This is a genomic window from Pseudomonas sp. P5_A12, assembly GCF_056400685.1.
Genome location: NZ_JBFUKU010000083.1, coordinates 1 through 20,908 on the forward strand (window position 1 = coordinate 1; position 20,908 = coordinate 20,908).

Annotated in this window: 19 protein-coding genes; 8 read left to right on the forward strand and 11 right to left on the reverse strand. The window is 59.5% G+C overall.

What is annotated here, in order from left to right:
* The first annotated feature begins 271 nt into the window (after nucleotides 1-271).
* The 4 genes from idi to AC1DSG_RS13765 all read left to right on the forward strand — a co-directional run bounded on the left by idi (nucleotide 272) and on the right by AC1DSG_RS13765 (nucleotide 4,744).
* Nucleotides 272-856: an isopentenyl-diphosphate Delta-isomerase gene (gene idi, locus AC1DSG_RS13750; RefSeq protein ID WP_477791371.1), complete on the forward strand. Its 585-nt coding sequence runs from the start codon at nucleotides 272-274 to the stop codon at nucleotides 854-856.
* 270 nt (nucleotides 857-1,126) lie between these two features.
* Nucleotides 1,127-2,953: a glycoside hydrolase family 15 protein gene (locus AC1DSG_RS13755; protein ID WP_477791372.1), complete on the forward strand. Its 1,827-nt coding sequence runs from the start codon at nucleotides 1,127-1,129 to the stop codon at nucleotides 2,951-2,953.
* A gap of 756 nt (nucleotides 2,954-3,709) precedes the next feature.
* Complete coding sequence (locus AC1DSG_RS13760; RefSeq protein ID WP_477791373.1) at nucleotides 3,710-4,099, forward strand: hypothetical protein; 390 nt, start codon at nucleotides 3,710-3,712, stop codon at nucleotides 4,097-4,099.
* 12 nt (nucleotides 4,100-4,111) lie between these two features.
* A complete protein-coding gene (locus tag AC1DSG_RS13765) occupies nucleotides 4,112-4,744 on the forward strand; it encodes a BRCT domain-containing protein (protein ID WP_477791374.1) in 633 nt (210 codons plus the stop codon).
* A 20-nt stretch (nucleotides 4,745-4,764) separates the two neighbouring features.
* Here the strand turns inward: AC1DSG_RS13765 and AC1DSG_RS13770 are convergent, their stop codons facing one another.
* Complete coding sequence (locus tag AC1DSG_RS13770; RefSeq protein WP_477791375.1) at nucleotides 4,765-5,748, reverse strand: GlxA family transcriptional regulator; 984 nt, start codon at nucleotides 5,746-5,748, stop codon at nucleotides 4,765-4,767.
* Nucleotides 5,749-5,838: 90 nt separating this feature from the next.
* Here AC1DSG_RS13770 and inhA point away from each other — a divergent pair, with 90 nt between their 5' ends.
* A complete protein-coding gene (gene inhA / locus AC1DSG_RS13775; protein WP_477791376.1) occupies nucleotides 5,839-6,516 on the forward strand; it encodes an isonitrile hydratase in 678 nt (225 codons plus the stop codon).
* Nucleotides 6,517-6,805: 289 nt separating this feature from the next.
* Here inhA and AC1DSG_RS13780 read toward each other — a convergent pair whose 3' ends face one another.
* A complete protein-coding gene (locus AC1DSG_RS13780) occupies nucleotides 6,806-7,294 on the reverse strand; it encodes an SRPBCC family protein (protein ID WP_477791377.1) in 489 nt (162 codons plus the stop codon).
* 235 nt (nucleotides 7,295-7,529) lie between these two features.
* Between AC1DSG_RS13780 and AC1DSG_RS13785 the strand changes: the two genes are divergently transcribed.
* Nucleotides 7,530-7,931 (forward strand): lysozyme inhibitor LprI family protein, encoded by a 402-nt coding sequence (locus AC1DSG_RS13785; protein WP_477791378.1) that lies wholly within the window; start codon nucleotides 7,530-7,532, stop codon nucleotides 7,929-7,931.
* 124 nt (nucleotides 7,932-8,055) lie between these two features.
* Here AC1DSG_RS13785 and peaD read toward each other — a convergent pair whose 3' ends face one another.
* The 4 genes from peaD to peaA form a co-directional block, all read right to left on the reverse strand.
* Nucleotides 8,056-9,174, reverse strand: a complete 1,119-nt coding sequence (gene peaD, locus AC1DSG_RS13790) for a quinohemoprotein amine dehydrogenase subunit beta (RefSeq protein ID WP_477791379.1) — start codon at nucleotides 9,172-9,174, stop codon at nucleotides 8,056-8,058.
* 24 nt (nucleotides 9,175-9,198) lie between these two features.
* Complete coding sequence (gene qhpC / locus AC1DSG_RS13795; protein WP_477791380.1) at nucleotides 9,199-9,522, reverse strand: quinohemoprotein amine dehydrogenase subunit gamma; 324 nt, start codon at nucleotides 9,520-9,522, stop codon at nucleotides 9,199-9,201.
* A gap of 1 nt (nucleotide 9,523) precedes the next feature.
* Entirely contained in the window at nucleotides 9,524-10,954 is a 1,431-nt protein-coding gene (gene peaB, locus AC1DSG_RS13800) for a quinohemoprotein amine dehydrogenase maturation protein (protein WP_477791381.1), read from the reverse strand.
* An 81-nt stretch (nucleotides 10,955-11,035) separates the two neighbouring features.
* A complete protein-coding gene (gene peaA, locus AC1DSG_RS13805; RefSeq protein WP_477791382.1) occupies nucleotides 11,036-12,616 on the reverse strand; it encodes a quinohemoprotein amine dehydrogenase subunit alpha in 1,581 nt (526 codons plus the stop codon).
* A 343-nt stretch (nucleotides 12,617-12,959) separates the two neighbouring features.
* Between peaA and AC1DSG_RS13810 the strand changes: the two genes are divergently transcribed.
* Complete coding sequence (locus AC1DSG_RS13810; protein ID WP_477791383.1) at nucleotides 12,960-13,316, forward strand: hypothetical protein; 357 nt, start codon at nucleotides 12,960-12,962, stop codon at nucleotides 13,314-13,316.
* A 49-nt stretch (nucleotides 13,317-13,365) separates the two neighbouring features.
* On the opposite strand, the gene AC1DSG_RS13815 is transcribed toward AC1DSG_RS13810, so the two are convergent.
* Nucleotides 13,366-13,620: a DUF1652 domain-containing protein gene (locus AC1DSG_RS13815; protein ID WP_477791384.1), complete on the reverse strand. Its 255-nt coding sequence runs from the start codon at nucleotides 13,618-13,620 to the stop codon at nucleotides 13,366-13,368.
* Between the two features lie 275 nt (nucleotides 13,621-13,895).
* On the opposite strand from AC1DSG_RS13815, the gene AC1DSG_RS13820 reads away from it, so the two are divergent.
* Nucleotides 13,896-15,386 (forward strand): aldehyde dehydrogenase family protein, encoded by a 1,491-nt coding sequence (locus AC1DSG_RS13820; RefSeq protein WP_477791385.1) that lies wholly within the window; start codon nucleotides 13,896-13,898, stop codon nucleotides 15,384-15,386.
* Nucleotides 15,387-15,509: 123 nt separating this feature from the next.
* On the opposite strand, the gene qhpG is transcribed toward AC1DSG_RS13820, so the two are convergent.
* The 4 genes from qhpG to AC1DSG_RS13840 all read right to left on the reverse strand — a co-directional run.
* Nucleotides 15,510-16,799 (reverse strand): flavin-dependent monooxygenase QhpG, encoded by a 1,290-nt coding sequence (gene qhpG / locus AC1DSG_RS13825; RefSeq protein ID WP_477791386.1) that lies wholly within the window; start codon nucleotides 16,797-16,799, stop codon nucleotides 15,510-15,512.
* Complete coding sequence (gene qhpE / locus AC1DSG_RS13830; protein WP_477791387.1) at nucleotides 16,796-17,473, reverse strand: subtilisin-like serine protease QhpE; 678 nt, start codon at nucleotides 17,471-17,473, stop codon at nucleotides 16,796-16,798. Before qhpE ends, qhpG begins: the two co-directional genes overlap by 4 nt.
* Nucleotides 17,463-19,181, reverse strand: coding sequence for an ABC transporter ATP-binding protein (locus tag AC1DSG_RS13835; protein WP_477791388.1), 1,719 nt, complete (start codon nucleotides 19,179-19,181; stop codon nucleotides 17,463-17,465). Before AC1DSG_RS13835 ends, qhpE begins: the two co-directional genes overlap by 11 nt.
* Nucleotides 19,181-20,908: sigma-54-dependent Fis family transcriptional regulator (locus AC1DSG_RS13840; protein ID WP_477791389.1), on the reverse strand; the 1,728-nt coding region annotated here is incomplete at its 5' end. The genes AC1DSG_RS13840 and AC1DSG_RS13835, both read right to left, overlap by 1 nt.

The window sequence follows — 20,908 nt, forward strand, 5'->3', positions numbered from 1 at the left end:
GATCCAGGGAACAGTCCGGATTTGTTGGTTGAATGTGAACGTCACTAAACCCAACGGCAATCGATGGAAACCTGCGATCACCTTGTACAAAACACTTAGGTCGGCACACCCTCTGACACTTTAACGAGACAATGAAATCGGTCTAATGGAAATTTTGCAGGGTGCAAATGCCTTGACTAGATTTCAACTCATACATGCACACGTCTGAATTTCCCTACGTAGTCTGGTCATGAGTAAAGGTCCGGTAGCGAAGACACAATGGAGTCTGGCTATGGACGAGTTCCTGATTCTGGTCGACCGACACGGTCGCAAAAAAGGCATCGCCGAGAAGTTACAGGCCCATCAACAGGGCCTCTTGCACCGCGCCTTCTCAATCTTAATTTTTGATCGCGACGGGCGCCTGCTGCTGCAACAGCGTGCTCTCGGGAAATATCATTCCCAAGGTTTGTGGAGCAATACCTGCTGCGGTCATCCCCGCCCGGGAGAACGGACCGCTGCCGCAGCGAAACGCCGCTTGTTCGAAGAAATGGGCATCACCTGTCAGCTACGTAAAGTTTTCACCCTTCTCTACCGTGAACCGGTTTCAAATCAGCTCATCGAGTACGAATACGGCCACATTTTCGTCGGCGTCAGCGATTGCGACCCCATCGCCAACCCCGAAGAAGCCAATGACTGGCAATGGCAGCCATTGCCCGAACTTCCCGCACGCATTGCCGCCTCGCCCGAGACCTTCACAATCTGGTTCCGCCTGTTGCTCGATACCTGTGGACCCACAGGGCTGAACGCCTGGAAAGAACAAGCGCTAACCGGCCGGCAAGCGATGGGCGTATCGAAGACGAGACGTGATCATGAATGAAGAGTACGAGTTGTTGCGGTACTCGCGACTGGAGAACAGCTGAAGGTCAGGATCTTTTCATGGTCTGCTCTGAACTCCCGACAACACCCGCTAGTCATCTGATTAAGCCCTCACTTCAAGGCGCTCGTGTTCCTGCCGACTTCCCTTGACCAAGGACATCGAAAATTTCGCCAACGCGGCAATGTTTCTCGCCTCCGATGCTTCCCATTACATCGTCGCCCCCCCTTTTCATCTACGGCGGCATGAGCCTCTACCCGGAGTTTCGCGACAATGGCTGACCTCCATCCCGAACGACAAAGCGCCATCGACGCCCACGGCATCATCGGCGACATGCGCAGCGCGGCACTGGTCAATGACAAGGGCAGCGTGGATTTTTTTTGCTGGCCGGAATTCGATAGCCCGTCGATTTTCTGTTCGTTGCTGGATACACCCGAAGCCGGCATTTTCCAACTGTCACCGGACTTGCCCGATGCTCGCCGTGAGCAGATTTACCTGCCCGACACCAACGTGCTGCAAACCCGTTGGCTCAGTGAGCGTGCGGTGGTCGAGGTCACCGACCTGCTGCCCATCGGYGACAGCGAGGACGATCTGCCGCTACTGATGCGAAGGGTTCGAGTGGTTAGCGGCGAGGCGACATTTCACATGCGCTGCGCCGTGCGTCATGACTACGCTCGTGCCAGGACGCGCGCGCAGATGGATAAAAAAGACGTGACGTTCGTGGCCGCCGATCAGCTGTCCATGCGCCTGTCGTCGGATCAGACATTGCGGGTTCATAGCAATGCCGCGGTCGCCGAATTCACCCTGAAACAGGATCAGAGTGCCCAATTTCTACTCGGTGGACTCGAYGACCCGCGCTTCAAGGAGGGTGCCGCCGCGATTTGCCTGGAGCGCACTTTAAAATTTTGGCGCGACTGGATCGGGCATTCCAACTATCGCGGTCGCTGGCGGGAAATGGTCAACCGCTCGGCCCTCGCCCTGAAGCTGCTGACCTCGCGTAAACACGGCGCGATCTTGGCTGCTGCCACATTTGGCCTGCCGGAAACGCCCGGCGGCGAACGCAATTGGGACTACCGCTACACGTGGATCCGCGATGCCTCGTTCACTGTCTACGCATTCATGCGCCTGGGGTTTGTCCAGGAAGCCAACGATTACATGCGCTGGCTGCGTGGGCGAGTCAGTGACTGCCATGGCAAGTCGATGAAACTCAACATCCTCTACGCCATTGACGGTCGCCAGGAACTGCCGGAAACCGAACTGTCGCACCTGTCCGGCCATGGTGGCGCCACACCGGTGCGCATCGGCAACGGTGCCTGCGATCAGGTCCAGCTCGACATCTTCGGCGAACTGATGGACGCGATCTATCTGGTCAACAAATATGGCGACGCCATATCCCATGAAGGCTGGAAACACACCGTAGAAGTGGTCGATCAAGTGTGTGAAACCTGGCAGCAGACTGACGTTGGCATTTGGGAAATGCGCGGCGAGCAGCACCACTTCCTGCACTCGCGTCTGATGTGCTGGGTCGCCCTGGACCGCGCCATTCGCCTTGCCTCCAAACGCTCTTTGCCCGCCCCGTTCGCCCGTTGGGACCAGATGYGCCAGGCCATCTATGCCGACATCTGGGATAATTTCTGGAACGAAGAACGCGGCCATTTTGTCCAGCACATCGGCGGCACCGCCCTCGACGGCTCGATGTTGCTAATGCCGCTGGTGCGCTTCGTGAGTGCCAAGGACCCGCGTTGGCTCTCCACCCTTGAAGCCATAGAAAAACACCTGGTGCGCGACGGCATGGTTTATCGCTACCGCAACGACGACGCCCGCATCGACGGTCTCGACGGCACCGAAGGCGCGTTTGCCGCGTGTTCGTTCTGGTACGTCGAATGCCTGGCGCGGGCCGGTGAGGTGGAAAAGGCACATCTGGAGTTTGAACAGTTGCTGAGATATGCCAACCCTTTGGGTTTGTATGCCGAAGAGCTGGACAGTCATGCGCGGCATCTTGGGAACACACCGCAAGCGCTGACGCATCTGGCGTTGATCAGCGCGGCGTGTTTTCTGGATCGGAAATTGAGTGGGGAGAAGAGTATCTGGCAGCCGTGAGACCGTGGCGTCCCCATCGCGAGCAGGATCACTCCCACAAGGGTCTTTGGTGTTCACAAGTGGTGTGTTCACCCACGATCCAATGTGGGAGTGAKCCTGCTCGCGATGAGGCCATCATTCACAACACCTGCCTGATTAACTGCCCGCTATTGCGCATTCTCCGGATCTATATTGTCCAGCGCCCGGTTCACCAACAACTCGCCCAGACAAACCCAACCCTCGTGACCAAACGATGGGGGGTGGGCGGTACGCAGGTTGGTCAACCGGGAAGTCAGGCACCCGGCGCACTTGAAAGTGCCCCGCGCACAGCCCGCCGCAAAGCATACCGACAAGTACAAAAAAAAATCGTCAGCATGCTCAGGTTGGCGCTTGTGCGCCTGACATTTACGGGTGACCAAACCTGATCGCTTAATAGGCAGCGGCAGGGAAAGGCTATCGACTCAGTTTCCTCGCCCGCAACCGACAGAGGCCGTAGGAAATTTCCCGTTTTGCGCGGCTGTTTGTAGGAGAGAAGCTTGCTCATGAAAGACTTAAACACTCTCACACGACATAACAACCCAACTGCGGCGAGGGTTTATGGGTGCGGAGGTAATGCCTCCTACGAAAATTAAACAAGCACTCCCCCCCCTCACCCCAGCACCGTGCATTCCTACACCCGGAAATACCTTGTTGCCAGTCGTTACATCCCCCCCTAACATCCAATGTCAACGGGTACAGCGGAGCTGTCCAACAAAACCCCGAATTCAAGGAACCTGAATGAGCCAGCGCATCCACCGCAGTATCGACTCGCCCCTTCGGTTCGGCCTGAACCGCGATGAACTGTGGGAAGGCCCGGACAAAGGCCTGATCAAATGCTGGGAAATCGGCCGCCAACGCGCCGTCCGCTTCCCCGAACTCGCCAAACGAAGCCTTGCCGGGGAGCTGCCGGTGCTGGGTTGGAAGGGAGGCGTCAGTCGCAGCCTGAAAAAACTCGAAAAATACGGATCGCTCAAATACCTCGCGCAATGGCAAGGTTTGCGTGGGGAGGATCTGGATGTTGATTTGGGTGAAGAGCGGGTGCTGGCCTGCTCGCGGACTGGAATGGTGGTGACGTTTACGCCGGATCGGTCGAAGTACTTTAATCAGGTGGCGGAAGTGGAAACTTAGGGAGAGGCACTCATGGTCGATTTGCATCAGGAGTTTCAAAACAGCGGCTTCTTCCACGAAGCGCGGATTGACCGCCGCTCAGCTGACGCGTTGGTCGGCATTGCCGCTGGCCTCGCCGCTGACGGCAAGATCAACCAACAGGAAGCCGAATTTCTAAAAAACTGGATTGAAACCCATCTGTGCCACTTGGGCGATCCGGTTGTGAATATTCTCTATAAACGCCTCGAAGACATGCTGAGTGACGGTGTGCTTGATGCCGAGGAATCTGTTGAGTTATTGGAAAAGCTCCGTCAACTCGCTGGTCTTCCGGTGGGTTCGGCTCAAGTTTTTACTGCGCCGACCACTCTCCCACTCGACAACCCGCCACCCAGTTTGAATTGCGTTGATCGAGTTTTTCTGTTTACCGGAGTGATGGCTTACGGGCCGCGAAAAGAGTGCGAATCGCTCATAGTTGAGCGAGGTGGCCTGATCGGTGGATCAGTCAGCAAGAAGGTCCACTACTTGGTGGTGGGCAGCATCGGCAATGATCAAAGGCTCCATAGCAGCTATGGAACCAAGATCAAACGAGCCGTTGAACTCAGGGAAAGTGGCGTACCGATAGCAATCATCAGCGAAGAACATTGGCAAAAGGTGTTACTCGGTTGAAGTTGGCATGAAGCAGCCCCTCAAAGCGCKACTGGATCTGCTGCAACACTGACCGAAAACCGCTCGCGATAAGCCTGCGGTGTCACCCCCATTGACCTTAGAAAACTGCGCCGCAGCGTCTCTTCACTGCCAAACCCGCATTGCACCGCCACCCTTTTGATCGGCACGCCGGTATCGCTGAGCAACCGTCGCGCCGTTTCCACGCGGATCAACTCAATAGCCCGCGCCGGGGTCTGCCCGGTATCGGCGCGATAGTGGCGTACGAAACTGCGTTCGCTCATGCCCGCTTGCAGGGCCAGGGTTGGAATGCCGAGGTCCTTGGTCAGATTTTCACTGATCCAGGCATGAAGTTCGTCGAAACGCTCGCCTTCTTTCTGCAAGGATAACGTCACGCTGAACTGCGACTGGCCACCCGGACGCTTGAGGAATACCACCAGTTGTTGGGCGACTTCCAGGGCCATGTTGCGACCAAGGTCTTCTTCGACCATGGCCAAGGCGAGATCGATGCCAGCCGTGACCCCAGCCGAGGTCCAGACCGGCCCGTCATTAATGAAAATTGGATTGGGCTCGACCTGCAACAGAGGATGTTTCTGCGCCAACTGCTCGCAACGCGTCCAGTGCGTGACCACCCGCCGACCATCGAGCCAGCCACTGGCCGCCAGCAAAAACGCTCCTGTACACACCGACGATACCCGCCGGCAACTTGCCGCATGTTCACGCACCCATGCCACCAGCGCCTGATCTTCTGCGGCCGCATAAACGCCCCAGCCACCGGCAATGACCAGCGTGTCACTGCCGTCCTCGGGCAACGCTTCAGCCAGCAGCGCCAGGCCCGCCGACGACATCACCGCCCCGCCACCGCTGGCAATCACCGACGGTGCATAAGGCGGCGGCAGCCCTTTCTGGCGGGCAATGTCGTTGGCCGAGGCGAATACCTGCAAGGGCCCGGTGACATCGAGCAGCTGCACATTGGCAAACGCGAGCACGTGTATGGTTTTCGGCATGATTGGCGTAATTCGTGGGGTGATTGGCGGATACGCCAAATCCTACGAGCCTACAGTGAAGACGTCCACTCACTTCAGGAGAAATAAGCCATGACGTTGCAGATCGGTTTTCTGTTGTTTCCTCAGGTTCAGCAACTCGACCTGACGGGCCCTTATGACGTACTGGCTTCGTTGCCGGACGTGAAGGTGCATTTGATCTGGAAGGACCTGGCGCCTGTCACCGCGAGCACAGGCCTGATGTTGAATCCGACCACGACCTTCGACGATTGCCCGGCGCTGGACGTGATCTGCATTCCCGGCGGCGGTGGCGTCGGGCCGTTGATGGAGGATGAACAAACCCTGGCCTTCATCAAGGCTCAAGCCGCCAACGCGCGGTATGTCACCTCGGTCTGCACCGGCGCGCTGGTGCTCGGCGCCGCAGGTTTGCTCAAAGGCAAACGGGCGACGACCCACTGGGCCTATCACGAATTGCTCAAGCCGCTGGGTGCAATCCCGGTGAAAGACCGGGTGGTGCGCGACGGCAATCTGCTGACCGGTGGCGGGATTACCGCAGGGATAGATTTTGCCCTGACCCTGGCGGCAGAGTTGTTCGATAAGGACACGGCGCAACTGGTGCAGTTGCAGTTGGAATATGCCCCGGCACCGCCGTTCCAGTCGGGCAGCGCTGAAACAGCACCACCGAGTGTTCTGGCCGAAGCGCATCGCCGTGCAGCTGCCTCGCTTGAGCAGCGGACGCAAATCACCGAACGGGCGGCGGCCAGACTCTAAGCACCGCCAGACTTTTCGACAGGCGAAAAAAAACCCGCCTAAGCGGGTTTTCCCAAGACCATTGTCGACTCCCTGTCGGTAGCCAATCCTTGCTAATGGTCGATCATCCGTGATCCTGAAGCGCTTCCTGTGCTTCAGTTGATGGGGCTAGATTACGTGACGGATCCAATCTGCAACAGACGACATAGCTACCACCGCGTGTAAGACATTCGCTATTGCCGCCCTTCCGAAAACCCTTAGACGCCTCAGGTGTCCAGCCTGCAGGCCACGGGTTTAGCGACCTGTAGCCTCAACCACCCTCCTGTTCGTGGGCTTTGGCGTTTTCAACCAGAAACTGTTCGATGTTATTCATCTGTTCTTCCCAACCACGGCTGTCCATGCGGAACGCCTTTTCGCGGCGAGCTTGGGGAATGTGATCGAAACCGGATTCGGACACCTTGAGCAGCGTGCCGTTATCCATGTCTTCGAGTTCGAATTTCACCAGCGTGGTCGGCTCCTGGGAGTAGTCGACTTCCGGGTGGATGGCGTAAGGGTGCCAGCGAAACGAAAACAGCCGCTCCGGCTCGACCCGCTCCACCAGAACATTCCACAGCAGGTGCTCATACCCGGGATAGGTTATCTGCCCCTGGGTCCACTCACCGGCGACGAAACGCTTGCCCTCCAGCGCAACGCCAAACCACTGCCCGAACGCTTCGGCATTGGCCACCGCGCGCCAGACATGCGAACGCTTCGCCTTGAGCAGGATCTTCCTTTCGATGCGATCTGATGCTGGGTTCATATGTCACCTCCTGTAATGAACAGTAGGTCAGTAACAACCACAAGACCAACCCTAAAATTGTACCAATCGCTTGCTGCGATCAACCATGCCCGCAATATTCGGCCGCATTTGCGCGCATAAGTTCGGGTTTGCTGACGAGACAGTTGGCGGGTAGCGCCCCTCTGGCAGGTCATCCTCGGTCGGCAATTGGCTACACTGCTCCCCAAATTCCCCCTTGTCACAGCGAGTTTCCTCCATGCATTCACGCTTTCTCCTGGCGCTGGCGCCTGTGATGTTTACCTCTATGGCTGTCGCAGCGGACTGCGACAACGCCAGCGACCAAGCCACGATGAACCAGTGCGCGGCGCAACAGCATGCAGCGGCCGACAAGGAATTGAATACGCTTTATCAGCAAATCAACACGCGCCTGAAGGGTCAGCCCGACCGCAAAAAGTTGTTGGTAGGGACGCAGCGGGCGTGGATTGCGTTTCGGGAAGCCGAATGCACATTTTCGGCATCGGGGGTGGAAGGGGGCAGCTTGTATCCGTTGGTCTACAGCAACTGCACCACGGACTTGACCAAGGCGCGGGTGCAGACGTTCAAGAATTACCTGAAATGTCAGGAGGGGGATTTGGGGTGTCCGGTGCCTGGACAGTAAAATCTCCAGCGTTTTGCAGGGCCTCTTCGCGAGCAGGCTCGCTCCCACATTGGATCTCCGGTGAGACACAGATCCCCTGTGGGAGCGAGCCTGCTCGCGATGGCGTCAGATCAGGCAAAACCGATTACCGGACAAACACCTGTGCCGTGGTAATCGCCATATCCCCGCCCGGCAATTTAATGCTACCGATCTGCTTCAAGCTGTCGGCATCAAAAACCGCCACATCGTTAAACGTCCCGGCCAGGTAGATCTTGCTGCCGTCCTTGTTGAAGGAAATACAGTAGTAGGAATGATCCAGCGTCGCCGCCTGGAGCATTTTCTTTTCCTTGATATCGTACTTGGCCAACCGGTTCAGTACCCCGAACATCAGGTTCGGGTCCTTCGGCGAGCGCATGCCGCTGAAGTAGATTTCCGTCAGGGGACCAAAGTCGGTGGTTTCGGTCTTGCCGGTTTTCAAGTCGATGCTGAACAGCCCGTAGAGGTACTCGGCGGTGGCGGGATCCTGCTTCTTGTCCTTGAATTTCGCCGCGGTGTAGAGCAGCGAGAAGTCATGGCGATAGGTCTGCTGGTTCCACACGTAGAGCACGTCCGGTGCGCTGTAGTTCGGGCGTTTCCAATGGCGGCTGGGGATCAGTACATCGAACTTGCCGGTTTTCACATTGACTTTGTAGACGTCCGCCCCGGCCACGTACAGCGTACCGTCGTCACCACTCTGCATTATGGTCAGCTGTCGAGGCGCCGGAAAACTGCGCACGGGTTTGGCGTCCATGCCAGCGTCGGTGGCATAGACATCCAGCCGCGGTTGCTGCACTTCGTAGCGGTCATTGAGCATCAACGTCGGGTTGGCGACGGTGTACAGCTCCTTGCCGTCGTGGCTGACGGTGAAGGCGAAGATCGACCGCGCTTTCTCCCCCTGTTTCTGAGTGATGCTGGCGTGGAACACCTGTTTGCAGTTGTCGAGTTCAACGCCGTAGACATCGGCATAGTGGTTGTTCAGCACATAGGCAATCTTGCGGTCCGGCGACAGTTGCACAGTGCCGGGGCCGAAGGCGTCGGGCATCTTGCAGGTCTTGAGCAATGTGTCGGTGGCCAGGTCGATCACGTGCAGGTTGTTCGGGTAATTAGTGGTCACCATGTACTCGTGACCGTCTTGCAGTGCGGTATTTTCATCAGCCAGAACACTGAGCGAACAAGTACTCAGGAGGGCGAAAGCGGCCAGGCCGCAGGCTTTGATGCTGTGCATGCTGGAATCCTTCTTCTTATCTGATCACTTGTCTTTTGGGAAGACAGTGCCGAGGTTGCGCCAGTTTTCGTTGGACGCCTGGGCATCCTTGTTCCAGTCCGGGTAGGTGCTCATCATGTCGGGCACCTGGGCCGGCCACCAGCACGGGTCGGAGCAGCCGTACAGGTCAGCTTCCATCGGCTGGCACAACGACGACACCCCGCCAAACGCATCGATTTCCCAACCCGGGTCGGTGGTCGAGGCACAGCCCGCAACGGAGCTCATCGCCACCACTTCTTCGATACGGTTTTCGGCCGCGGCCGCATCCATTTTCAGCGCTTTATTATTGATTGCCTTGAGATGTTTCATATCAGTGAGCCTTGCGCGGAGTGATGTAGCTGCTGATAAACGCAGGGTTATTGGCCATGATCCGGGTGTAGACCTCGATGCCGAAGTCGACCCAGTCACGCATCAGTTCGCAGTAGTGGTAGGTCGGGTGGGTCGGGTCGCCGTAGCGGGCATAGCTCTCGTGGTAGCAACCGCCGGAGCACAGGTTGCGGATCTGGCAGTCCTCGCATCCGGTGTTGCTGCGGTCGAGGCGCTGGGACAGGAAGTCGTTCAACTCGACCTGTTTAACGCCGCTGTGAACGTTGCCGAAGGTCGGCAGCGACGAGCCGGTAAAGCGGTGGCACAGGTTCAGTTCGCCCTTGTGATCCACCGCCAGCATCTTCAGGCCCGCGCCGCACGGCAGGGCTTTTTTGTGGCCTTCGTGGATGTCGGTGATCAACTGGTGCAGGTTGGAGAAACCGATGTTGCGGTGTTCCAGTGCCGCGTCCAGATAACGCCGACCGAGCTTCTTCATGTTGGCGAAGACTTCAACCAGTTCGTCGCTGGTCAGGTTGAAGCTGCTGATGTCGCCGGAGGTCACCGGGGCAAACCCGACTTCGGCAAAACCGAGCTCGTTGAACAGGTGATCCCAGATGGTTTCGACATCGGTGACGCCAGTGGTCAAGGTCACCCGCGCGCCAACTGGACGGCTGTTGTAGCGCGACAACAGCATCTCGGCCTTGCGCCGTACCACATCGTACGTGCCCTGCCCGCCCACGGTGATGCGGTTGCGGTCGTGCACGGTTTTCGGCCCGTCGATACTGACAGAGAGCCCGAAACGGTGGGCGTTGAGGTAGTCCACGGTTTCTTCGGTGAGCAGCGTGGCGTTGGTGGTCATGACGAACTCGACAAACTTGCCGGCCTCGGCAAACCGCTTTTCACAATAGTCGACCATGTACTCGATCAGCTTGCGATTGCTCAGCGGTTCTCCTCCGAAGAACACCACGGTGAAGCGCTCTTCGTCTGGGGATTCGCGCAGCAGCATTTCCACCGACGCGACAGCCGTTTCGACGTCCATTTTCTTGCCGGCCGACGGCTTGTCGAGGTCTTCCTTGTAGCAGTAGGTGCAACTCAGGTTACAGCCGGTGTTGACGTTGAGCACCACGGTATTGATTGCGGTGCGTTCGACCCGTTTGGTACCGATGTCCGGGGTCAGCGGCGAACCATCGCTGACCAGTTCCAGCGAAATCAATTCACGCAGGGTCTCGGTGATTTCTTCACCGTTGAACCGCGCCGCCAGGCGCTGGATCAGGTCATCGGACGAACAGCCGGGACCGCGCAAGGTATCGATGATGGTGCCGGTCAGCTCATCGCTGGCGAACAGCGAGCTGCTGGGGATGTGAAACAGCATGCGGTCGGCGTCGACATGCACTTCGTGCAGGTTGCGTTCAACCAGATTCAAAATAGCGCCCATTGCAACCTCCTGTGCAAACCCCGTTGTACGGGGCCTGCGGTCATTCCGAAAAAGTGTCTGAAGCCGTATGGATCAGCCAACTCATGGAATGGGTGGATTGTTCCAGCGTTGCACAGTGACGATCATATGGCCTTCGCCGGTCAGGGATTTCCCTGCATCGTCGACGGCGGCGATCACCTTGAGGTTGCCGGCGTTGTTGGTGGACATTTTGCGTTGCGGATTCGGCCCGGCATCGCCAGGAGTGAACACCCCGGTGTCAGCCTGCATGGTGCCGGCGAACTTGACGTCTTCGTCTTCCTTGGCACGGTCATCGAAGGCTTCAACCTTCCACTGCGCCGGGAACACGCCGATGCGGTACGGTTTGCCGTCAGCGCCCTTGCCCCAGGCTTCAGCGTCGAAACGGCCCTGGACTTTCGGCGTCGAACCACCGCCATCGCCGATCCGCGAGACTGAGAACTCTGGCACGACTTTGACTTCGGCGATGGTGTTATAGACCGACAGGGTCGGACCTTTCAGCGAGCCGACGGAGACGTTGCGCAGACCCGGTTGGGCATTGGCGGCGGCCTTGAGTTTGACCTTGATCTGCTCAGGGCTTTGYGAAACGATTTCGACCACTTCCACACCTTTGCCGAAATCCGGTTTGCCGGTGAGGCCGCTGCCGATGAGGGTGACTTCGGTTTCGCTACCGGCCTTCAGATAACCCGGCTGCACCGCCAGCAGACGGTTGGAACCCTGCTTGGCGGCAACGAAGTCCAGCCCGCGCTCATCATGCTCGGCCTCGAACATCCGGCCCTGCATCGCATTGCCTTGAACAGCGAACACCTGGCGCATGGTCACGCCGTCGATGGTCACGTTGCCGCGCCATTCGTAGCCGGTGTAGAGAATTGCGCTGCCGTCACCGTTGAACGGGGTGCCGTCAGCGTACTGGCCCTTGACAGCGACCTTGAAGGTATCGCTGCCGTCAGCGCTGACAGTCATCACGCCGGCCAGTTCGCCCTTGCCCGGCAAGTGGCCGCTGAAGCTCCAGTCACCGACCAGCGCGTCGGCTTTCGGCGCAACGCTTTGCCATTTTTTCCAGGCCGGGTTGTCCAGCGGATAACGCTTGGCCAGCAGCGGCACCATCTCTTTGCGAGCGAGGTCGAACCAGTCGCGGTCCCTGGACAGGGCCTGGTATTCGAGGGACGGCCATTGTCCGAGGTGGAAATTCACCAGATGTTCCCATTCCTGGGCAGGACGGCGTTGCAGAGCGACCCGTGCACCGGAGTGGCAGCGGCCACACATCTGGCTGGTCTGGTCGTCGAACTTCTCGACGGTATTGAGTCGACGTTCCAGCGCATAACGCACGCCATCGGTCTCGCTCGGCGCCAGGCCCTGGGTATCCGCCAGGTACTTGACCAGCGTGCGACGGTCGTCATCGCTGATCTGCAAACCGTGCATGGTTTGCATCCGGGCGATGGTCATCAGCCAGCCTTCCGGGGTCTTGCGCTGGTGACTGATGCGACTGAGGGCGTTATTGGCTTCGGGGGTGTGACACCCCTGACAGGTTTCCTTGAGGATGGTCTGGGCGTCGCGGGCTGCCAGGCCGTAAGGCGAATGCAGCGCCACACAGGCGGCCACGGCCAGCAGGCTGGCGCTCAGGCCTGATCGGAGTTTTCTCTTCATCAACGTCGAACCTCACACGGTGCGTTCTTATTTTTGTGGCTTATCGTTTTTATGGTTTCTGCCGCCGGCGGCGAACCGCTGACGGAGGCAAGAGAAACGTCTGCGATGAGCAATACACAGAGCGTGCCAGCTTGCCGATATCCTTCTTTATCAATCAGTTGCGTAAAAACAACGGCGCTCACAGCGCTTTCGACGAGACCCCTTGCGTCTTAAATCGCGACAGCTGTAGCAGTCTGAGACAAGCATAGATGCCCGGTCGGAACAGCTCATCGCACGACGATTGACGGCACGGGGATGCGGGCGCGAAATGGTTGTTCACCGATTGCCAGCAAGGGGATAAAAAATGGCAAGCATCACTGTCTTGGCGGGGGACTTTCTGCAGGGTGATGGAGATTACAGAGACGGCGTTTTCACCCTCAGAACGCCGCTTCACCCGTGGCCCGGCCTGAGCCTTCCGCTCTCATCGTTCAAGCGTGTAGAAGTCGCCAACGAGGAATCGATCAACAACTTCAAGGATGCCATCGGGTTCGGCGTGGCGGGCGCCATGCTGCTGGGCCCCATCGGCGCGATTGCCGGGTTCTTGCTGGCCGGCAAAGAGACGGAAGTGACCTTTCTAGCCACGCTCAAGGATGACAGGACGTTACTGGCGGCCGTCGATAGCAACACGTTCGAAGAGATTTCCCGAAGAATCCCTTCATGATTACATCAGCCAGGGCCGCACCACACACAGTGGTGCGGCTGATTGAGGTTCAGTTTAAAAACGTTGGATGGACACCTTTGTGTGCGTTGATCTCTTGCTGCATCTGCGCCACCAGCGTCGCGATGGCATGAGCAGTGTCCAGCTGCCAGACAGGTACGTGGCTCGCCACGAGGTCCACTTTACCGGTCATGCAATCGCAGACCCGAATCGTCATTGACTGATCCGGGGCCATGCTGCAGGTGCATATCGAGGGCAGAAAACTCTGCTCAATGATGCTTTGAATCTCCAGGGTTGAAAGGTTCATCACAACCTCCCTTGCGCGAGATGTGTGGCCGGGGAAAGGTTCCGTCATTTCACCCACCGAGCCAGAAAAGTCTAGCCCCCAACTCAGGGGGGTTCAATGTCGCAACCGGGTTGCTCGTCGTCTCAGCGGCTGTCGCAATTTGCGAAAAAAATCACCCCACCACCCTCCTTTTGCACCCGGCGAACCCCGACTAACCTAAGGCCCGCCTGACCTTGCGGCGACTTGGCACAGGCATTGCGAAAGCCCTGTTCTCACGAACAATAAGAGGCTTCGCCATGTCGCTCCCTAATCTGCTTCCCGCCACCTCCGCGTTCATCCAGCGTGCCCCGCGCATGCTGATCGGCGGTGACTGGGTTGAGGCCGCCGACGGCCAGACCATGCCCCTGCACAACCCGGCCACGGGCGAAGTATTGTGTGTGGTGCCACGGGCCACGCCCGATGATGTCGATCGCGCCGTACTGGCCGCGCGTCAGGCCTTCGATGATTCGGCCTGGAGCCGCACCCGCCCACGCGAGCGGCAGAACCTGCTGTGGAAACTCGCTGACCTGATGCAACGTGACGCCGAACTGCTGGCGCAACTGGAATGCCTGAACAACGGCAAAAGCGCGGCGGTGGCCCAGGTCATGGACGTGCAACTGGCCATCGATTTCCTGCGTTACATGGCCGGTTGGGCAACCAAGATCGAAGGTTCCAGCGTAGAGGTGTCGTTGCCGTTGATGCCCAACGATCAATTCCACAGCTTCATCCGTCGTGAAGCAGTGGGCGTGGTTGGCGCCATCGTCGCCTGGAACTTCCCGCTGCTGCTGGCCTGCTGGAAACTCGGTCCGGCCCTCGCCACCGGTTGCACCGTTGTACTCAAACCGGCGGATGAAACCCCGTTGACCGCGCTGAAACTCGCTGAACTGGTCCTGGAAGCCGGCTACCCCGAGGGCGTGTTCAACGTGGTCACCGGCACTGGCATTACCGCCGGTTCTGCCCTGACGCACAACCCGCTGGTGGACAAACTGACCTTCACCGGCTCCACTGCCGTGGGCAAGCAGATCGGCAAGATCGCCATGGACTCCATGACCCGCGTGACCCTGGAGCTCGGCGGAAAATCACCGACCATCGTCATGGCTGACGCCGACCTGCCGAGCGCTGCCGCCGGTGCCGCCAGCGCGATTTTCTTTAACCAGGGCCAGGTCTGCTGTGCAGGTTCGCGGCTGTATGTGCAGCGCAAACATTTTGACAATGTGGTGGCGGACATCGCTGGCATCGCTAATGCGATGAAGCTCGGCAACGGCCTGGACCCAAGCGTCGAGATGGGGCCATTGATCTCCGCCCGGCAGCAGGAGCGCGTGTTCGGGTACATCGAAAAGGGCCGGGAAAGTGGCGCGACCATCGCCTGCGGTGGCGAGCAATTCGGACCAGGCTTTTTCGTCAAGCCGACAGTGATCGTCGATGTCGATCAGAAGCATTCGCTGGTGCAGGAAGAGATTTTCGGCCCGGTGCTGGTGGCGATTCCGTTCGATGACGAAGCCGATGCGTTGCGCATGGCCAATGACAGTCCTTACGGTCTCGGGGCGAGTATCTGGTCGAATGATCTGGCGGCGGTGCACCGGATGATTCCACGGATCAAATCGGGCTCGGTGTGGGTCAACTGCCACAGCGCCCTGGACCCGGCACTGCCGTTTGGCGGGTACAAGATGTCGGGGGTTGGGCGTGAAATGGGGTATGCGGCGATTGAGCATTACACCGAGTTGAAGTCGGTGTTGATCAAGCTTTAAACAGCGGCGCTCGTGCGGGCGCCATCGCGAGCAGGCTCGCTCCCACAGGGGATTTGTGATCGGCACAGAACCCATGTGGGAGCGAGCCTGCTCGCGATAGGGCCAGACCGGCCCTTACCAATTTCAGGGTTTGAAGCCTTGAGCCAATAACCACCCCCGAACCACCCGCCCCTGCTCCACCGTCAACCCGGCCAACACCTGCGCAGCAGGCTCGCTGCGCAATCGCCGCACCAACGGCGCCACCTCGACCCCGTGCACATGCCAGATCCCCAGCGGCTGATCCGCCGTGATCACCACCTCAGCCTCATCGACAAAACCCTCGTTCAACACCGGCGCTCGCTCAATCCTCAGCGCATTGAAATCCGCCTCGGCATGCGCAACCTCAGCATCCGGCCAACACCGTCGCGCCTGCCAGAAGGGTTGATCCAGCCAACGCAGTTCATCAGCATAAAAATCCCGCCCGATCCGCGCAAAGCGTAAAAACAGCTGCTCCACCCGCTGCTGATGAAAGCGCTGGGCCAGGGCCGCTCTCTCGGGTTTTCGCAACAGCGTGTTGATCACGGCCGGCGCCTGTAACGCCGACGACAGTGATTGAAAAATCCCGTTACCCGACAGCGGGTCCACCGCCATCGCCGCATCCCCGACGCGAATCCAGTTTTGGCCGCACACCTGCGGGCACAGTATCGCGGTGCTGCTGCGGGCATGCAGTAGCAGGTCGGTTTCAGGCGTTGCGCCGAAAAACGCCTGAGCCAACGCCGAGCCCTGGCGCCGCTGCCGACAATAGTCGAGTAATTGCGCCTTACCCGGCAGTTCGGCGCTGGCCACGTCCACCGTCCACTGCCAATAACACTGGCCGTCAGCCCGTCGCGCCATCCACGCCCAGCCATCCTCAAGGCTTTCGACCGCACTGGCGGTGCTGCCCGGCGTGCCTTGCCAGCGATTGAGCAGGCTGACCGTCTCCGGTCCTCTCAGGCCTTTGCCGAGCGCCGGCGCCTGACGCCCTCGGGCCTCCACCAAAAACTCGGCGACTAGCGTTTCGCGCCCTTCTATCTCGATTCGATGCCCCGTCGCGTCAGTCTGAACCGTCAGCACCCGACCTTCGATCACCTCGACGCCAGCCAGGCGCAGGTCTTCGCGCAGGCCCCGGTCGAAGCCCGGACGGTCCAGCAAAAACTCAATGTTCTGTGCATGCTGCTGACCGTTCCACGACACTTGTCTCTGGGAAGGCAACGCCGCCTCTGCCAGCGCCTGATGCAGACCCGCTCCGCGCAAAGCCTCCAGCACGCGCACCGAAACGCCTTCCAACGCCGCAAACCGGCGCCACTCGCTGACCAACGTCACGGGATAACCGAGCCGCCGCAACCCCAGGGCCACTGCAGCTCCCGCTGGCCCGGCGCCTAGAATCACCATCATGGCCCGATGCGCCGTTCAGGGCCGCGATAACGCGCGTACTCGCGCAGCCATTCGAGCACCTGTTCGTTGCTCGCCTGAGGGTGTGCAACCAGAAAAGCGGCGATGTGTCCGCTCAACGCGGCACACCCCAGACTGGCGCCGGACTGTCCCGGATAGGTCCCATGCACACACGCAGCGAAATCCGCTTGGGCACTGTTGAGCCACGACCATTCCTGTTCGGCACAGCGCGCGTCGCCGGTGACGCGCAACACCTGCGGATAATTCGCCGGGAACACGCCTTCGCCCTGCGCCGGGCTCGATGCGCAGAGTAGAACCCCTCGCGCTACTGCCGCTGCACAGGCTTCGCGCAACAGGCTGCGATCCTGCCGCAAACCGAGGCTCAAATTGATCAGCCGAACGTCCTGCGCCACCAGCCAGTCGATGGCTCTGGCGATCTGCAAGGCGCTGGTAACGCCGCGCTGGTCAAACACTTGGCCCACGCAAAACACCGCTGAAGGTGCCCGCCGTCCGATGGCTTCGATCACCGCGCTGCCGTGGCCCAGAGGATCATCGCGCAAGTCGCTTTCGGCCAACCCGTCCTCCAGTAACGAGAAGCGCCGTCCAGCGACGACCTGCACCCGTTGCGCCGCCGAATGGCCGCTGTCGACCACACCGATTCGAAGTTCAGGCTTCATGCGGCACCGTTTTTGAAGTGAGCACGCCGTCGAGCAATTCAAAACGCAGATCGGCATCGGCCAGGGTTGAGGGGCGGTGGCTGATCAAAATTCGTGTACGTCCGGCAAACAATCGGTCGATGGCCTCGATGACTTCGCGTTCGGTGGCTTCATCCACCGCCGACGTGGCTTCGTCGAGAACCAGAATCAGCGGGTCTTGCAAGAGTGCCCGAGCAATGGCGATGCGTTGTTTCTGCCCGCCGGACAACTGCTGACCACGTTCGCCCAACGCACTGTCTAGGCCTTCGGGCAACGATTCGATCAGGCTGTCGAGCTGCGCCAGCCGTGCGACTTCGGCAATCGATTCGCGGCTGGCGTCCGGCACAGCGTAGGCCAGGTTGTCAGCAAGGCTGCCGCGAAACAAAACAATGTCCTGACTGACCACGGCAATCCGCCGACGCAGCTGGAACAGGTCCAGCTCTCGAAGGTCGACCTCCCCGAGTAACACCCGACCGGACTGTGGATCATGGTGACGTTGCAGCAGATCGATGAGGGTTGATTTGCCGACGCCTGAGCCGCCGCTGAGGGCGACTTTCAAGCCGTAGGGGATGCGTGCTTCGATACCGCGCAAAGTCGTCGGGCGGCCGGGATGGCTGAAGTGCACGTCGTCGAATCGCAGGTCACCCGAAGTCGGCATTGGTTGCGGTTGGACCGGCGTCAAAACGGTCGGCTCTTCGCCGCGCAATTCCATCACGCGCCCGAGGCTGACGGTCATCCGTTGAATGGCGACGTAGAGCCCGAGCAGGCTCTGGACCGGTCCGACCGCCATGCCCAGGTAGGTAGAAAACGCGATCAAGGCGCCCAACTGCCAGGTCCCCTGCACTACCCAGTAACCGCCAATCAAAAACGCACAGGCACGGGACAACGACGTCAATGTGCCCGGTACGGCCTGGGTAAAAAACTCGGTGATTTGCAGACGCAGCAATTGGCTCATGTAGCCGTGGCCCAACGTCTCCAGCCGTCGTGCTTCACGCTGTTGCTGGCCGGCAGACTGGATGAACTTCATCACTGGCAGCGTCTCGACCATGAACGAGGACATGTCCGCCGAGCGCTCGCGCAATTGCCGCACATCGCGCTCGACCTTGCGCCGCATCCAGCGCAGCCAGAGCACGTCGAGGGGAATCAGCACCAGTGCCAACAATGAGAGCTTCCACGACAGGGTGAGCAACATCGCCACCGCGCAGATCAGGCCAATCACGCTCGACACCGCCGAGAACAGCGAATCCACGGCAAAACGCTGGATCTCGGCGACGTCGCCATCCAGGCGCGACATCAAGTCCCCGATGCGCCGCTGCCCGTAAAAGCTCGGCGAGAGCGTCTGTAAATGCCGATAGAGATCATCACGCAGGGCAAACAGAATCCGCCCGGACAATCGCGTGTGCAGGTAGCGATTGATGCCCGATAGCGCCGTGCCGAGCAGCCCGGCAACGATCATCAACCCCGCAATCAACACAAGCATCGGAAAATTGCGCGCCAGCAGACCATCGTCGATCAGCAGCTTGGTCAGCCAGGGTTGCACCAACACCAGCAACGAGGCGCACACCGACAATCCAAGTAGCCCGGCGATGGCCAGCCGATGCGGGCGCACGAAGCTGTAGAGCCAGCGCAAGGCCGCTTGCAAGGCTTCGGGGTTCTGGCTGTCGATCAGCCGAACGATCAGGCGCTGCATCACGAACGCAACTGTTTGAGCTTGCGATACAAGGTCGCGCGACTGATACCCAACGCGTCGGCGGCGGCCGAGACATTGCCCTGATGAGTGTCCAGGGACTGACGAATCAGCTCCAGTTCATTTTCACGGATGCTGCCGGCTTGAGGCCGTTCGGTCGCGGTCAATTCGTCGAGCATGCTGTCGGGCAAGTGATCGAGGGTGAGGACAATTTCCCCCGGTTCGCGCATGGCCAGCGCGGTGCGCAACACCATCTCCAGTTGGCGGATGTTGCCGGGCCAGTGATAACCGCCGAGCAAGCGGCTCAAATCGTCATGCAGGAGGACGGCGGGTGCGTTGAGCCTGGCCAGCAATCGCCCGACCAGCGCACTGAAATCTTCGCGTTCGCGCAGGGCCGGGAGCATCACGCTGATGCCGTTGACCCGGTAGAACAGGTCTTCACGGAAGTGTTTTTCTTCCACCAGACGCTTGAGGTCGCGGTGCGTGGCGCAGATCAACGCGACGTCGATGTCCTGCTCTTCGCCTGCCCCCAACGGTGCGACTTTGCGGTCTTGCAGTACCCGCAGCAAACGCGCTTGCAGGGCCAGCGGCATGTCGCCGATTTCATCGAGAAACAAGGTGCCACCGTGGGCCTGTTGCAGGCGACCGATCATGCCGCCACGGCGGGAGCCGGTGAAGGCGCCTTCACGGTAGCCGAACAGTTCCGACTCGATCAGGCCTTCGGGAATCGCCGCGCAGTTCACCGCGATGAAGGGTTTGTCGCAACGGGTTCCAGCCATGTGCAAAGCGCGGGCGATGACTTCTTTACCAGTGCCGGTTTCACCGAGCAGCAACACCGGCAATTCATTAGCCAGGCCTTGCCGGGCCATGCGCAAAGCTCGGGCATAGCGCACATTACTGCCGGCAAGGGACTCAAGATCCGGTTGTGGTTTTGCTGTTTTGGTGGTCGTGCGTGGCGGAGTGCTTACGTTAATTGACCGCTGCGGCGCACGAAGGGTTTTGTAGAAGAATTCGCCCTTGGCGGTTTGCAGACTGCCGACGCCGCCCTGATGCAGGCGCGATAAAAGTTGCAGGCCATCGACCCCGAGAAACTCTTCGCAACGCCGACCGACCAACGCAGAGCGGTCGGCGTGGAGCAACTGACAGGCCTGGGCGCTGACCGCGAGGATCTGGCCGCCGAGGCTGACCGCCAGCAAACCTTGCCATGGGGATTCGAGGTATTGGCGACGGCTGTGGAAGGCCAGCACGATTTCGTCGGGATAACTGGCATTGAAGACGCGGCTCTCAATCTGGCTAACGGCCATGGCCAGCAATGCTGTGCTGTCATGCACGCGGCCGAGCGGGCCTTCGCGGGTCAGGTCGAGCACGCCGAGCATGCCGCCCTGCGGGCAATGGATCGGCACCGAGGTGCAGGAGAAATCAGTCAGGCGATCAAGGTAATGTTCGCCGCAATCGATCATCGTAGGCCGGGCTTCGACCAGTGCGGTACCCAGCGCATTGGTGCCGCGAGCGGCTTCGCTCCAGCAGGCGCCCAAGGTGATGTCTTGCAGGCCGCTGCCCTTGAGGCGATCGGCGCGTCCTTCAACGGCGAGAATGGTGGCGTCGGAGTTGGCGAGAATAATCAGCCCTTCCTTGCCCTGGCGTTCGGCCAGGTAATCAATCGCTGGCAATGCCGCGTCGATCAGCAGTCGGTTGCTCGTCAGCAGCACGTCGAGGCTGGCGCTCGATTC

Excerpts from the sequence above, each read along its gene's own strand:
- peaB (WP_477791381.1), bottom strand. The coding sequence starts at position 10,954 with ATGGGCGCTATTTTGAATCTGGTTGAACGCAACCTGCACGAAGTGCAT.
- AC1DSG_RS13760 (WP_477791373.1), top strand. The coding sequence starts at position 3,710 with ATGAGCCAGCGCATCCACCGCAGTATCGACTCGCCCCTTCGGTTCGGC.
- qhpG (WP_477791386.1), bottom strand. The coding sequence starts at position 16,799 with ATGATGGTGATTCTAGGCGCCGGGCCAGCGGGAGCTGCAGTGGCCCTG.
- qhpE (WP_477791387.1), bottom strand. The coding sequence starts at position 17,473 with ATGAAGCCTGAACTTCGAATCGGTGTGGTCGACAGCGGCCATTCGGCG.
- inhA (WP_477791376.1), top strand. The coding sequence starts at position 5,839 with ATGACGTTGCAGATCGGTTTTCTGTTGTTTCCTCAGGTTCAGCAACTC.
- AC1DSG_RS13810 (WP_477791383.1), top strand. The coding sequence starts at position 12,960 with ATGGCAAGCATCACTGTCTTGGCGGGGGACTTTCTGCAGGGTGATGGA.
- qhpC (WP_477791380.1), bottom strand. The coding sequence starts at position 9,522 with ATGAAACATCTCAAGGCAATCAATAATAAAGCGCTGAAAATGGATGCG.
- idi (WP_477791371.1), top strand. The coding sequence starts at position 272 with ATGGACGAGTTCCTGATTCTGGTCGACCGACACGGTCGCAAAAAAGGC.
- peaD (WP_477791379.1), bottom strand. The coding sequence starts at position 9,174 with ATGCACAGCATCAAAGCCTGCGGCCTGGCCGCTTTCGCCCTCCTGAGT.
- AC1DSG_RS13765 (WP_477791374.1), top strand. The coding sequence starts at position 4,112 with ATGGTCGATTTGCATCAGGAGTTTCAAAACAGCGGCTTCTTCCACGAA.
- AC1DSG_RS13815 (WP_477791384.1), bottom strand. The coding sequence starts at position 13,620 with ATGAACCTTTCAACCCTGGAGATTCAAAGCATCATTGAGCAGAGTTTT.
- AC1DSG_RS13820 (WP_477791385.1), top strand. The coding sequence starts at position 13,896 with ATGTCGCTCCCTAATCTGCTTCCCGCCACCTCCGCGTTCATCCAGCGT.
- AC1DSG_RS13835 (WP_477791388.1), bottom strand. The coding sequence starts at position 19,181 with ATGCAGCGCCTGATCGTTCGGCTGATCGACAGCCAGAACCCCGAAGCC.
- AC1DSG_RS13785 (WP_477791378.1), top strand. The coding sequence starts at position 7,530 with ATGCATTCACGCTTTCTCCTGGCGCTGGCGCCTGTGATGTTTACCTCT.
- AC1DSG_RS13780 (WP_477791377.1), bottom strand. The coding sequence starts at position 7,294 with ATGAACCCAGCATCAGATCGCATCGAAAGGAAGATCCTGCTCAAGGCG.